13 protein-coding genes are annotated in these 13,522 nt (G+C 72.7%); 12 read left to right on the top strand and 1 reads right to left on the bottom strand.

From position 1 onward, the window contains the following. Window positions 1–203 precede the first annotated feature (203 nt). The 4 genes from ACH4E7_RS33415 to ACH4E7_RS33430 all read left to right on the top strand — a co-directional run bounded on the left by ACH4E7_RS33415 (window position 204) and on the right by ACH4E7_RS33430 (window position 3,420). Complete coding sequence (locus ACH4E7_RS33415; protein WP_396252902.1) at window positions 204–416, top strand: hypothetical protein; 213 nt, start codon at window positions 204–206, stop codon at window positions 414–416. 25 nt (window positions 417–441) lie between these two features. Then, window positions 442–798 (top strand): UBP-type zinc finger domain-containing protein, encoded by a 357-nt coding sequence (locus ACH4E7_RS33420; RefSeq protein WP_396252903.1) that lies wholly within the window; start codon window positions 442–444, stop codon window positions 796–798. A 320-nt stretch (window positions 799–1,118) separates the two neighbouring features. Continuing rightward, a complete protein-coding gene (locus tag ACH4E7_RS33425) occupies window positions 1,119–2,183 on the top strand; it encodes an NAD(+)/NADH kinase (protein ID WP_396252904.1) in 1,065 nt (354 codons plus the stop codon). Window positions 2,184–2,298: 115 nt separating this feature from the next. Continuing rightward, on the top strand, window positions 2,299–3,420 hold the full coding sequence (locus ACH4E7_RS33430; protein WP_396252905.1) for a DUF485 domain-containing protein: 1,122 nt from the start codon (window positions 2,299–2,301) through the stop codon (window positions 3,418–3,420). Window positions 3,421–3,508: 88 nt separating this feature from the next. On the opposite strand, the gene ACH4E7_RS33435 is transcribed toward ACH4E7_RS33430, so the two are convergent. After that, the gene (locus tag ACH4E7_RS33435) at window positions 3,509–4,540 is read right to left on the bottom strand and encodes a LysR family transcriptional regulator (protein ID WP_396252906.1); all 1,032 of its coding nucleotides are present in this window, start codon (window positions 4,538–4,540) and stop codon (window positions 3,509–3,511) included. Window positions 4,541–4,872: 332 nt separating this feature from the next. Between ACH4E7_RS33435 and ACH4E7_RS33440 the strand changes: the two genes are divergently transcribed. From ACH4E7_RS33440 to ACH4E7_RS33475, 8 genes are all read left to right on the top strand, one after another. After that, window positions 4,873–5,502, top strand: a complete 630-nt coding sequence (locus ACH4E7_RS33440) for a DUF4142 domain-containing protein (protein WP_396252933.1) — start codon at window positions 4,873–4,875, stop codon at window positions 5,500–5,502. Window positions 5,503–5,582: 80 nt separating this feature from the next. Continuing rightward, window positions 5,583–6,992, top strand: coding sequence for a DUF1996 domain-containing protein (locus ACH4E7_RS33445; protein WP_396252907.1), 1,410 nt, complete (start codon window positions 5,583–5,585; stop codon window positions 6,990–6,992). A 152-nt stretch (window positions 6,993–7,144) separates the two neighbouring features. Then, window positions 7,145–7,870 carry a hypothetical protein gene (locus ACH4E7_RS33450; RefSeq protein WP_396252908.1) on the top strand — a complete coding sequence of 242 codons (726 nt, stop codon included), beginning with the start codon at window positions 7,145–7,147 and terminating at the stop codon, window positions 7,868–7,870. Then, a complete protein-coding gene (locus ACH4E7_RS33455) occupies window positions 7,867–9,303 on the top strand; it encodes an NADH-ubiquinone oxidoreductase-F iron-sulfur binding region domain-containing protein (protein ID WP_396252909.1) in 1,437 nt (478 codons plus the stop codon). Before ACH4E7_RS33450 ends, ACH4E7_RS33455 begins: the two co-directional genes overlap by 4 nt. A gap of 118 nt (window positions 9,304–9,421) precedes the next feature. Continuing rightward, window positions 9,422–10,465 carry an SCO0930 family lipoprotein gene (locus ACH4E7_RS33460; protein ID WP_396252910.1) on the top strand — a complete coding sequence of 348 codons (1,044 nt, stop codon included), beginning with the start codon at window positions 9,422–9,424 and terminating at the stop codon, window positions 10,463–10,465. Then, window positions 10,462–10,938, top strand: a complete 477-nt coding sequence (locus ACH4E7_RS33465) for a hypothetical protein (RefSeq protein WP_396252911.1) — start codon at window positions 10,462–10,464, stop codon at window positions 10,936–10,938. Before ACH4E7_RS33460 ends, ACH4E7_RS33465 begins: the two co-directional genes overlap by 4 nt. Window positions 10,939–11,476: 538 nt before the next feature. Then, the gene (locus tag ACH4E7_RS33470) at window positions 11,477–12,298 is read left to right on the top strand and encodes an RNA polymerase sigma factor (RefSeq protein ID WP_396252912.1); all 822 of its coding nucleotides are present in this window, start codon (window positions 11,477–11,479) and stop codon (window positions 12,296–12,298) included. 295 nt (window positions 12,299–12,593) lie between these two features. After that, window positions 12,594–13,124, top strand: coding sequence for a hypothetical protein (locus ACH4E7_RS33475; protein WP_396252913.1), 531 nt, complete (start codon window positions 12,594–12,596; stop codon window positions 13,122–13,124). The last annotated feature ends 398 nt before the right edge of the window (window positions 13,125–13,522 follow it).

Raw genomic sequence — 13,522 nt, forward strand, 5'->3', positions numbered from 1 at the left:
ACGAGGGTATCGGCCTTCGCCGCTCGACCGGCCGGTGCGTCGTGGGGGGGGGCTCGCACCGCCACGCTGCTGCTGAACGCGGTCACCGCGCGGCTGTCCCTCGACGCACTCGCCCTGGCCCCGGGCGGGCAACTCGTCGTCGTGGGGCCGCCGGAGCGGTCGGCGGCTTCGCCGTCGAACTGGCCAGGACCGACGGGCTCACCGTGGTCGCCCACGCCGCCGTCGACTTCGTCCGCGTCGAGGACGGCCTCCTGGCGGAGCACCGGGACGTGATCGAAGACGAGGCCACCCGTGAGCAGTCCGCCAGCGGCCTGCCGATGTACGGCGCTTCCCCGAGGACCGCTGACCTCCACCCCCACCGGGCGCGGACCGCGAGCCGCCGTTCGCGCGAACCGGGCAGATGGTGGCTACCGTGAAGGCACGACCACAAGAGGAAATCCCATGATCCCTGAGAGCGCCTTCAGCCCGCTCGTACCGCCCAGTGGCACGGGCTGCGTCGAGTGCGACGCAGCCGGTGGCTGGTGGGTCCATCTACGACGGTGCGTCCTGTGCGGCCACATCGGTTGCTGCGACGACTCCCTCGCGAAGCACGCCACCGCCCACGCCAAGGCGGCAGGCCACCCGGTCATCCGCAGCTTCGAACCGGACGAGACGTGGTTCTGGAACTACGACACATCCGAGTACTTCGAGACCGGGCCCGAGCTGGCGCCACCGCAGAGTCATCCGGTCGACCAGTCCGTTCCCGGTCCCGCCAGCCGGGTCCCTGCCGACTGGGAGGACCTGCTCGGCGCCCCCTGACCGGCATGCACCTGGAGGCCCGGTCCGGCTCCACCCGTCCGGCGACACGTCGGAGACCCGGCTGGACAACCTCGGACGCGGGATCGGCCTCATTCGGGCCCTCGGCCCCCGTTGAAGCAATGGACCGCTGATGCAATGCACCGCCCGAGGAGCTCCTGCCCCGGGCAACGGACGGCTCGCAGGCCCGGCCGGCCGCTGACGGGCCCGTTTCGGCGAGCCGATCGCCCGCCGAGGCTCCACCATGGATCGGGTAGGAGCGCGCGGCCACCGCACCCCAGCGGGCAGAGCCGTGGCAATGCGGCAACAAGACAAGGTCCTCCATGCCCGTGCACCGCGTCGGACTGGTCGTCCATCAGGGCCGCAGCGCCGCCCGCGACGCCGCGGGCGCCGTGCGCGCCTGGTGTGAGGCGCACGACGTCCCCTGCACCGAGATCGACGTCTGGTCACAGGACCGACGGCGCCGCTCCGGTCGCGAGGAGGCCCACGCCGCCGGGGACCCGGACCTGGTCGTCACCCTCGGTGGGGACGGGACCTTCCTGCGCGGCGCCCGGATCGCCGTGAAGACCGGAGCCAGCGTGCTCGGCGTCGACCTGGGGAAGGTCGGTTTCCTCACCGAGGTGCCGGCCTGCGACATCACCACCGCCCTCGACGCCGTCCACGCCGGCCACGCCCCGGTCGAGGAGCGGATGACGCTGACCATGCGCGCCTCCAGGCCGCCGGAGGTGCCCGCGGAGATGGAGGCCTTCCTCTGCTACGGACGCGGCCCCGCCCTGCCGCCACCGCAGGTGCGGCCCGAGCACACCGCGGGCGACGGCTGGGGTGTGGCCTTGGACGTCAACGCCCTCAACGACGTGGTGGTGGAGAAGCTCGCCCGGGACCGCCAGCTCAGCGCGGGCGTCTACATCTCCGGCAGGCTGCTGGCCGCCTACTCGGCCGACGCCCTCGTGGTCGCCACGCCCACCGGCTCGACCGCCTACAGCTTCGCGGCCGGCGGCCCCGTGCTCTCCCCGCACATGGACGCGGTGGTGTTCACCCCGATCGCCGCCCACATGACCTTCAACCGCACCGTCGTCGCAGCCCCCGACGAACCGATCGCGCTGCGCATCCTGCCGCACTCCGGCCGCGCCGCGGTCAGCATCGACGGCCAGCTGCGGGGAGTCATCGACCCGGGCGACTGGATCGGCGTCTACCGCGCCCCGCAACGCGTGCGGCTCATCCGCCTCCACCCCACCGACTTCTACGGCCGGCTGCGGGACCGGTTCCGACTCACCGACGCACCCGCCACCGCGACTGACGGGGAGTTCGCCCCGTTCTTCCGCCCCGACTCCGCGGTACCCCCGGACCTGGCGGACCTGCGCCTGCCACCTCCCACCGCGGCCCGCTGAACGCTTCCGGGCCGCGCGGGCCGGGACCGTCGCCGACCGCGCGTTGATCGCTTGTCTACCACGGACTCCTACGGTCGGGCCTTCGGCACGTTCCGCACCGCTCAGAAGGATTCCCATGATCGACCCGGCCGCGTCCTCGCGCGGTGACACACCCTGGATCGGCGACGATCCGCGGTTCACCGAGTTGCGCGCCACCTGCCGCAGGTTCGTGTTCCCGGTGACGGCGGCGTTCCTGCTCCGGTTCCTGGCGTACGTACTCTGCTCGGCCTATCCCCGCGGCTTCATGGCGGCCAAGGTCGTCGGGAACGTCAACGTGGCCCTGGTCTTCGGACTGCTGCAGTTCGTCTCGACCTTCGGCATCGCCCTGGTCCACGGCCGGTTCGCCGCTCGGCGGCTGGACCCGCCGGCCGCGGCCCTGCGGAGCGTGGCGGGGGGAGGGCGGTCTGGGGAGGGCGGTCGTCGTCGCTGCCCGCGCCTGGTGCATGATGGCCGCGATCACTTGGGGGGTGTCATGGCGCTGTTCTCGCCGAAGTGCCCGGTCGGGCCGGACGAACGGGTCTGGATAGAGGAGTCCATGGCCTGGCTGACAGCCGAGTTCGGCCGTGACGTGCTGAACCGCGCTCCGGTCCTGCCGACCGCCGAGTTCTTCCCGGGACGGTACGAGGGCTCCGACGAGGACATCCGGAGCGTGATCGCCCAGCTCTGCGGATACCTGGACGTGGCGCCCAACCGCCTGACGATCGAGATCGAGCCGGACGACGGCGAGCGGGCCATGGTGGCCGACCTCCACCTTGCCTACAAGTCCCGCTCCGCCGCCGGGCACTACCGGCGCGAGAACGGGCGCCCCGTGATCGCCATCGACCAGCGTCAAGCCGCCCGTCCGGTCGCCCTGGTCGCCACCATCGCCCACGAGCTCGGCCATGTCCGCCTCCTCGACGAGCAGCGCATCTCCACGGACCGGCGCGACCACGAACCACTCACCGACCTGCTGACGGTCCATTTCGGCCTCGGCATCTTCACCGCCAACTCCGCCTTCAACTTCAGCCAGAGCAACAAGGGCTGGTCGTACTCACGGTTCGGCTACCTGACCGAGCAGATGCTCGGCTACGCGCTGGCCTGCTACGCCCACCAGCGTGGCGAGACCAAGCCCGGCTGGGCCCGCCATCTGGCCACCAACCCACGGGCCTACCTCAAGCAGGGCCTTCGCTACCTGGGCGAGAACCCGCCGAGCATGTGACGGAGCGGGAGCCCGTCGGACGCCTTGATCCACCTCGGCGCCGATGAGCCTGTGCCGTCGCAGCGTGCCCAGGTGGACCGGTGGGAGATCACGCCCCCACGGCCACCCGGGCGACCTCCCGCAGGACCAGGAGCAGCAGTTGCTCGTACGCCGTCAGCGGGCGGGCCAGGGTCGAGCCGGCCGTCACGGTTCGGCGCTCGGGTGCTGGGTGGATCCGCAGCTCGGCCAGTACGCCGTGCCGGAGCTCGAGTCGCACGGATCGGCGCGCCACCAGCCCCACCCCCAGGCCGATCCGCACCGCCTCCTTGATGCCTTCGGTGCCCCACAGGTCGAGCGTCCGGGCGCCGGACAGCTCCCAGCCGTGCAGGAGGTCCGTCAGCTGACGGCGCGTCTGTGATCCCGTCTCGCGCAGCAGGAAGGTTTCGTCCGACAGATCGGCGGGGGCGATCTCCCGCCCCGCCAGTGGATGGTCGGCCGGGCAGATGAGCAGCATGTCGTCGCCGGCGAGGCGTTCCGACCGGTAGCGCCCGGGAGGCAAGGGGCTGCCGCTCAGCGCGACGCCGATCCGACCCTCCTCCAGCGCCTGTGCCAGCTGGTCGGCGCTGCTGACGACGAGGCTGAACCGGACACCGGGTGCCCGTTGCCGTAGTTCGAGCAGGACGGACGGCAGCAGGTGTCCGCTGATCGTGCTCGTGCTGCCGATCACCAGCGGGTCCTCGAGCAGGAGAGCTGCGGCCTGGACGGCCGCGACGGCCTGGTCGGCCAGGGCGAGCACCTCCTTGGACTGCGCGAGCAGGACCTCGCCGGCCAGGGTCGGGCGGATCTTCGGGCCCGAGCGGTCGACCAACTGGGTCCGCAAGGCTATTTCCAGGTTCTGCACCTGTTTCGATACGGACGACTGGCTCAGGAACAGGACCTGGCCCGCTGCCGAGAAGCCGCCGCATTCGATGACCTTGGCGAATATCGCCAGTTGATTGAGGTTCAGTCGCACATGGCCTCGCTCGCGTCCGGACGGTAGGGACACCTGGGCCGGCGCGGTGCCTTGCGGTACCGACCGGTAGGGCAATCTACCGCCTGTCGGGCTTCGCGCCACAGTGGCCTTCCGCATGGCCTCGCACATGCTGACGAATTGTCGAACAAGTGTCGGGAAAGGGGCTCTGGCGAGGCGTTGCCGCTTGCGCACGGTAAAGGATGGGCAAAGTCGCGGGACGAAACCCCGGGCTCGGCCTCTTTTCACGGTGACCGGCCCACCAGTGGCCGGCGGTTCCCGGGAGGTTCTGTGGTGCGCTGGCCGCCGAACTGTTCCGCCCGGTGGCGGTGAATCCCGGCGTGATGAGGAAGCCGATGTCATCTTCGAGGAAGAAACGCGAACCCGGAAAGGCCGTCTACGGAATTCCCCGGGCGAACAGACTTCCGCGATGGTTCGCCACCCTTCTCGTGATCGTGGCCGTGATGTTCACGGCGACGGCCCTGGCGATCCCCATCGTGCGTTCGGCGGGCTCGTACCGCACTGCGCGGGCGGACGAGTCGCCGGGGACGGTGCAGACGCCGTCCGGCCCGCTGACGCCGCTCGACCGGGACTTCGTCAAACGGGTCCGGTTGGCCGGGCTGTGGGAGATCCCCGCAGGCCGGATGGCCGTCGTCAAGGGCGGCACTCCCGAGGTCAGGACCGCCGGTCAGCACCTGATCGACGGACACACGGAACTCGACCGGGCCGTGCTGGACACGGCCAGGACCCTGGGCCTGGGCGTCCCCGACGAGCCCTCCGCCCAGCAGAAGGCGTGGCTGAAACAGCTGGACGACGCTCAGGGTCCCGAGTTCGACCGGCTTTTCGCGAATATCGTGCGCAATGCCCACGGCCAGGTGTTCGCAGTGGTCGCCCAAGTGCGCGCCGGTACTCAGAATTCCACGGTCCGCGATCTCGCGACCGCGGCCAACTCCACCGTGCTGGACCACATGACGGTCCTGGAGGAAACCGGGTTGGTGAAATTCGGTGACCTCTCCGGACCGCCGGCCGGCACGTCCTCTCCGAGCTCGGTCCCAAGCCCGGGGCAGGGGTCGGGGCCGGTGACGCAGCGCTAGACGCCTGCCCGGACACCCGCGGCAGAAGAGGCTTTCCACGGCCTGTCCGACAGGCCCGATCCCGTTTCGAGGGTGCCAACATGAGGATTCACAAACGTGACACGGCCAAGCGGAAGGTGCTCGCCCTTCTGCTGGCCGGGATAGTGGCGGTCAGCGGCGCCTCGGTGCTCGCCGCGGCCGCGTTCGCCGGGCAGCGCCCGTCGCGGTCCCAGCCGGCCGCTTCCCAGCCGGGCACGGTCGCCTGCGCGGACGTCGGTGCGGCCCTGGCCGCGGTGCCGGAAGCCGCCCAGCCGGACGTCGACCAGGACCTCGCCGACCTCGACGTCCAGGTGGCGGACGCGTACCGCAGCCTCTCGGAGCCGGGCTCCGGTGGTGGTGAGCAGCGCGTCATGGGCGAGCTGGCCGAGAAGCGGTCGGCGACCCTGCGGAAGCTCGCGGCGAGTGCCGGACCTGACTCCGGTCTGCCCGAGGACGTCTCCGGACTGGCGCAGTGCGCGATCCGGCGCGACCTGGTGGTCGACGCGTCCGCCCGGGACTACGCCCCCGAGGACGGGAACGGCGCCGCCGAGCGGAACCGCGCGGCCGAGCGGAGCGGGGCGTCGACCGGCGGACGGTCCGGCCCGGGACGCGGCTTCGTCGACATCACGACCGTCACCCCGAACACCGCCAAGCCCGCCCGCACCGGGCCGGCCACCGGCACCTTCACCTCGCGGTGCGGACGCAACGAGAACCGCCATCTCAACCCCGACAACGTGATCGTGGCGCCCGGGGTGAGCAACGGCGCCCACCACATGCACGACTATGTCGGGAATCTCGTCACCGACGCGTTCTCCGCCAACGGCAAGCTCGCCGACGCCGGCACCACCTGCTCCAACGGGGACCAGTCGGCCTACTACTGGCCGGTGCTGCGGCTCCTCGACGGTGCCGCCGAGAAGGACGCCAAGGCACCGGGCGGTGGGAAGGACCGCAACGTGGGACGCATCCTGCAGCCGGCCGAGGTCGGGATCACGTACGGTTCCGTCGCGGGGAACAGGGTCCAGCCGATGACCCGCTTCCTGCGGATCATCACCGGCGACGCCAAGGCGCTGACCAACGGTCCGGCCAACGCCCACGCCTCGTGGAGCTGCACCGGGTTCGAGGACCGCCAGCTCGCCGACAAGTACCCGATCTGCCCGAACGGCAGCCGGGTCGTGCGGACCCTGAAGTTCCCGGACTGCTGGGACGGCAGGAACATCGACAGCGCCAACCACCGTACCCACACCGCCTTCTCCCGGGCGGACGGCAGCTGCCCCAAGAACTTCCGGGCGATCCCCCAGCTGGTGGAGCGCATCGCCTACGACGTGCCGTCCGGCGTGCGCTTCGCCGTCGACACCTTCCCCGAGCAGCTCCACAACCCGATCACCGACCACGGGGACTTCATCAACGTGATGAACCGGAACCTGCTGGACCAGATGGTGAGCTGCATCAACGAGGGGCGTCGCTGCGGATGACCCCCACAAGCCCGGAGGGCTCAGCGATGTTGACGGAGGACGGATGCCTGTCCTGGCACTCGGCCGCCGGGCCGGCACGGGTGGGCCGGGCGCGTCGGGCGGGCCGAGGGCGCCAGGTGCGCCGGGTCACCGGCGGGGAGCATACGCGGGGCGTGGCCACCGGAGACCGGCCCGAGCCCGGTGGCCGGGTCGTGCGCAGGGCGTGGTCGTTCCTCCCGCTGCTGGCGGTGGGGCTCGGTCTGACGGCTGTGATCGTGAACGGCGCGTTGCAGTCGTTCCTCGGGGTGGCCGCCGGGGTCATCACCCTGGTGTCCTTCTCCTCCGCCGTTCTGTGGGGACTCGCGGCGACCGACCGGCTGCTGCTGTACCCGGTCCACCGTCTGGCCGCCCAGACGATCCACCGGGCGATGGGTGTCGTCGGCGTGGTCTTCCTCATCCTGCACGTGTGGATGAACCTGATCCAGGACCGGATCGGCGCGCTCCCGGCCTTCGTGCCGTTCGCCGACCGGCATCGGCCGGTGGTCCTGGGCCTGGGGGTCCTGGCCGGCTACGTGCTGCTGGCCGTGGCGCTGGCCGGGGCGGCCCGCGGGCTGCTGGCCCGGACCGGTGCGGCGCGCCGGTGGCGGATCGTCCACATCTGCGCCTACCCGGCGTGGGGCGCCGCGCTGATCCACGGACTGCACGCGGGCCGGGTGCCCGCCCCCTGGATCTCCGTCCTCTACGGAGTGGCCGTGGTGGGCGTGATCATCGCGCTCGGGCTGCGGCTGGCCTTCCGGGACGGCGGCAACAAGCGCGGTCCCGGCGCCCCCGTCCGTCCCGACGCGGCCGGCGGACCGCGGGTCGGCGTCGGCACCGGACGGCGGCGGCGGGACGGATGAGCGGCGCACCGATCGCATGGCTCGGCCGGCCGGTGCTGTTCGCGGGCCTGGAACACGGCGAGCGCCTGGACCACCGCGCACACCTGGTCGTTCACGGCGGGATGCCGGCGTTGCCGGCCGACGAGCTGGCCGACCTCGCCGAGAACGTCGACCTGCGGGGGCGGGGCGGGGCCGGCTTCCCGTTCGCCCGGAAGCTCCGGGCCGTCGTCAAGGCGGCCGCCCGACGCCGGACCCGCCCGGTCGTGGTGGTCAACGGTACGGAAGGAGAACCGAGTTGTCTGAAGGACGCCGCACTTCTGCTGCGCACCCCCCACCTCGTCCTGGACGGCGCCCTGCTGGCGGCCGACGCCCTGGATGCCGAGCAGGTGACGCTCGGTGTCACCCGGGCCGACACCGAGCGGTCCCTGCGCAGGGCGTTGGCCGAGCGGAGGACCACCCGGGTGCCGGTCTCCGTCGTCCGGCTCCCCGAGCGGTTCGTCTCGGGCGAGGGCAGTGCGCTGGCCCGCGGAATCACCAGCGGGATCGCCCTCCCGCGCGGCGGCGGCGTGCGGACCAGCGACAGCGGGGTCCGGGGAGTGCCGACCCTGCTGTCCAACGCCGAGACCTATGCGCAGCTCGCGGTCGCGGCCCGCCTCGGGGCGCTGCCGTACCGCGAGGTCGGCACTCCGTCGGAGCCCGGGACGGTCCTGCTGACCCTCGCCGGCTCCCGGGTGGTGGAAACGCCCACCGGCGTTCCGCTCGGCGACCTGCTCGCGATGTTCGGCCTGGACATCGGGCAGGGCGTCCTGACCGGCGGCTACCACGGCACGTGGCTGACACCGGCGGCCGCTGCCACGGCCGAGGTGTCGCGCCAGTCCTTCCGGAGTCTCGGCGGGGCCCTGGGCGCCGGCGCGATCCTGCCGCTGCCGCACACGACCTGTCCGTTGGGCGAGGCGCTTCGGGTCGCCCGCTGGCTGGCCGATGAGACGGCGGGCCAGTGCGGGCCGTGCTACCTCGGGCTGCCCGCCCTGGTCAAAGCACTGGAGGAGGTGGTGCGGGGCGGCGGCCGGGCCGCCCTGGACGTCGTCGAGACCCGGATGCGGGCGGTCACCGGACGGGGTGCGTGCAGCCACCCCGACGCCGCCTCCCGGTTCGTGGCCTCGGCCCTGGAGGTCTTCGACGAGGACCTCCGACTGCACACGCACCGGCACGGCTGCGGCCGTCCCGTGCAGGGCGTGCTCCCGATGCCGGCCGTGGAGAGCGCCGGAAGCATCGTCGTGGACTGGACGCTCTGCGAGGCCCACGGGCTGTGCACGAGCGTCCTGCCCGAGGTCATCAGCCTGGAGGCGGACGGATTCCCCGCCGCCGGCGTGATGCCCGTCCCGCCGCAGCTGCTCCAGCAGGCGGCCCGGGCGGTCGACCGGTGTCCCGCAATGGCGCTGCGGATCCAGTGACCCGCCGACGCGGAGCCCCGCGCGCGACACCGATCACCCCCGGACCTCACCCGATTCGGGCTCGCAATCCCTCGAAAGCCCAGGCACCACCGATGGAAAGGCAAGGAAGACCTTGACGATGACGAAACGATACGGCCTGGTGGCGCTCTGCCTCCTGCTGGCCGGCCTCGTGCTCATGGCGGCCTTCGGGAACGGCAGCAGCAGCGCCGACCCGTCCAAGGGGGCCACCGACCCCGGCCAGTTGGCCGGTGCGACGGCGGCGGCCCCGGCGGGTGGCTACGGATCCTACGGCGACTACGGATCGTCGGCCTCGGCCTCCGCCTCGCCCTCGTCGGCGGCCGGCGGCGGCCGGCCCGGCGGGCAGTTGGCCGTCCGGGTGGACGAGAAGCTCGGCTCCGTCCTGACGGACGGCCAGGGATTCACGCTCTACCGGTTCGACAAGGACACGGCGAAGCCGCCGGCGTCCAACTGCTCCGGCGCCTGTGCCACCACCTGGCCGCCCGTCATCAAGGACGGCGGCACCATGGCGGGCGCCGGCATCGACCCGGGCAAGCTCGGCGAGATCGTCCGGGCCGACGGCACGCACCAGCTGACGGTGGGCGGCTGGCCCGCCTACCGCTACGTGCAGGACGCCGCGCCCGGTGACACCAAGGGCGAGGGCGTGGGCGGCACCTGGCACGCCCTGGCGCCGGACGGATCGAAGGCCACGGGCGCCGGTGCCGGTGCTCAGGCGTCCCCGTCCCCGTCGGCGACGGACACGGCCACCCCGATGCCGCAGTCGTCCCAGCAGCCCCCGGCCGGGGTGCAGATCTCGATCTTCGTCCACCCCCAGCTCGGCCCGATCATGGTGGACGCCCACGGCCGGACCCTGTACCACTACGGGAAGGACACCGCCTGGCCCATGCGCTCCAACTGTGAGGGGGAGTGCCTCAAGACGTGGATGCCCGCGCCGCCCGTGGACCCGGGCAAGATCAAGGGCGTGGACCCGAAGCTCATCGGCAAGATGCAGCGACCGGACGGCACCTGGCAGTTGAGCATCAACTGCACGCCCGTGTACGTCTACTCGGGCGACAAGGGCTACGGCGACGCCCTCGGCAACGGAATGGCCGGAAACCAGTGGACGGCCATCAGCCCGCAGGGCAAGCCGGCGACGGGCAAGTGAGGATTCCGGGTGTCGCCCTCGCGCCGGCCGGGAGCGGCCGGCGCGTCCGCGCCGGGCTCTCGTGGGCCGCGCTGATGGTCCTGCTCGCCCTCGGGTCCGCCGAACTCCTCTGGGGCACCGGCGGGTTGGCCGGAACCTCGCAGGCTGCGCAGAGCCCCGGCGGAAGCTCTGTGGAGGAGCTGGCCCGGCGGATCGGCTGTACGGCCGAGATCACCACCGACGCGGCGGACCTCAGGCAGGGCATGTGCACCTCCGGCGGCGAGGAGATCTGGATCGCCACCTTCCCGACACCGCGCGCCCAGGAGGCCTGGATCGAGGAGGCCCGGGCCTACGGGGGGTCGTACCTGGTAGGTGACGCGTGGGTGGTCGTGCTGTCCGACGCCACCGCGGACCTCCTGCACGGGCTGCTCGGCGGAACGATCGTCGGCGGCGCCGACCACACCGGCGAGCACACGCACGCCGAAAGCGGGTGACCGGCGACAACAGTGACGACAGGGCGAGGGTTCCCACCGGCGTCGGGCCGGCGGGAGCCCTCGCCCTGTTGTCCACCGACGTTTCTCCTGCCTCAAGTCGGATGCGCCAAGAGGTAATTGGCACGGTGTCACGACTTCGCCGGAGCAGCGGCGTGCAATCATGCGAATGCCGTATGAGCTTTTCTGTTATCCGTGGGCCCGCCGCGCTTGACGAGGTCCCGCCACGGAGCCGGCGGGTGCCGCGGCCCGCCACCGGGGCCCGTCCGACGCCGTCCCGGGCCCGTCCGCCGCCCCGCACACGGATTTCGCACATTCGGATCCGGAATCACCGGGCGTGCGGCTGTTTTCGGACGGTTGCCCCGAAACCCGTGGGACTGGTGTGCTGTGGCCCTTCCCGCCACACCGTCCCGACGGCCCCAGCAGCAGACCGCCGTCGCGCCCTTCGTCGGGGCAGTTCCCGTTCCGGTCCCTGCGGCCGCCACACCGGCCGGGCCCGCGAACTCCCCGCCGGACGAAGGCCATAGCCGAGGAGGACAAGGTGACTCTTCTGATCAGCACCCGCGAATCGGGACTGAGCGCCCTGAGCGACGCCGAACTCGCGGAGGTGCTCGCCACATCGACCCCGACCGGCGGCTCCCGCGTCCGGGAGGTCATGGCCGAGGTGTTCACCCGGCACCACGGCGCCGTGCTCGCCTATGCCCGCCGCTTCTGCCGTGACCAGCAGACGGCTCAGGACCTCGCCGCCGAGGCCTACGCCAGCACCTACCAGTCCGTGGCCCGCGGCCGCGGCCCGCGACACGCCTGGCGCCCCTACCTGAAGGCGTGCGTCCGCCGGACCGCCATGGAGTGGAGCGCTCAGACCAGGGACCGCGTCGTACTGGCGGCGGACTTCCACACGTGGGCGGAGTGCCTGGCCGACGAGGCCGAGACCGAGGACGCGCTGCTGGCGGCCGAGGAGACGGCGCTGATAGCCGGCGCCTACCGCGCCCTCCCCGAGCGGTGGCAGGTGCTGCTGTGGTTCTTCGTGGTGGAGGGCGAGTCGGCCGCCACCGTCGCCCAGCGGATGAGCATGACCCCGAGCGGGGTGCGCTCCCTCGCGGCCCGCGCCCGCGCGGGGCTGCGCGAGGCGTACCTGAGCGCGCACCTGGACGGGGGCACCGGACAGGAGTGCCGGTACTTCACATCGGTGCTGACCGGCGCCGCGCGCCGACCGGGCCGGCGGCGGGGTCGGGAGCTGGCCCGGCACCTGAGGGAGTGCCCCGGCTGCGGACGGGTCGCGGAACAGTTCCGCCGCGCCGACTGCGGCAGCGGGACGTCGGCCCCTGTACCTCTGCGGCCTGTGGCAGCGCGGTCGTGGTGAGTCCGGGGCCGGCGCGCCCTCGCCCGGGCACCCGAGGACGCCGACGGCATCCGCGGCCGCCCGCTCCCGAGCCACGTGTCCCGGTCGGGGCAGCCCGTCGGCGACGGTGGGCGCAGTGCGGGCTCCATGGAGGCGATGACGCCGCGGGTGCCCACCCGCGCCTGGTACCGGTGGAGCCTCCCGGTGCCGAACGGCTGCTCCTGGTCAGGTGCACCAGAGGAGGAAACCGGTACAGCTCGGTGTGGCTGCCGGGGCGGTCGGGTGCCGGGTGGCGGAGGGCGGCGGAACGGGACCGGTGTTCGGATCGGTCGTGCTCGGGGAGGGCTTCGCGGGCGCGGCCGCCGGAGGAGGGGAGGCGGAGGACGCGGGTGGGCCCGAGGCGGACGCCGCGGCCGAGGCGGTGCTGCTGGACGGCTTGGGCCGGGTGGTGACGGCCGACGGCTGCGGGCGGGCCGTGGCGGTGGCCGTGGTGGTGGCCGGTGCCGGTGAGGCCGGGGCGCCGGGGGTGGCCGCGGCGTTCTGCGAGGGCGACTCGGCGCCCGTGGAGGCCGGGGCCACCGCGCCGTCCGAGCTGCCGCTGACCAGCAGGACGGTGGCCAGCCCGCAGACCACCACCCCCGCCGCCGACACGGCCACGACCGTGCCCCGCGGCCGGCCACCCCGCCGCCGAGCCGAGCGGCGCGACGGTGCGGACGCGGTGGATGAGACCTCGCTCGGCCGCGTGGGTCGATGGCGCGCCGCATCCCCGGGCGCGGACTCGGCGGCCCGGCCGCAGCCGGGGCAGGAGAGCGCGCCGTTGAGGTGGCGTTGGCAGGGCGTGCAGTAACTCATGGGATCTTTTCCGTAGGTGCGGCATGGCCGGGATCCCGGCGGTGACTGCCACGCCGCCCGGAGGCCGGGCCGGATCGGATGCGAGCGTACGCAGATCGGGCCGGTTCGCGACACCCGGCAGGCGCGAGACTTCTGCGCGGGTCGGGTGTCGTTCGTGTGACGGCTCGTGATGGCCGCGAGGCGAGTGATGCGGGCGCAGCGCCCGAGAGGTTCGTGTGCTGCCCGCGCCGCCACCACGCGGAGTCGGCGAACCGGTGCGAGAGCAGCCCCTCTTCCCCGTGCGGATCCTGACGGGTGACGGCGCGGTCGGGCCGTCCGTAGCGGAGCGACGGCGGGCCTCGGCGCTCGCCGCTCGTGGCAGGTCCGAGGTCGGTCCCGGCGAACCCGTCCGGG

This window comes from Kitasatospora sp. NPDC018058 (assembly GCF_044327205.1).
GTDB lineage: Bacteria > Actinomycetota > Actinomycetes > Streptomycetales > Streptomycetaceae > Kitasatospora.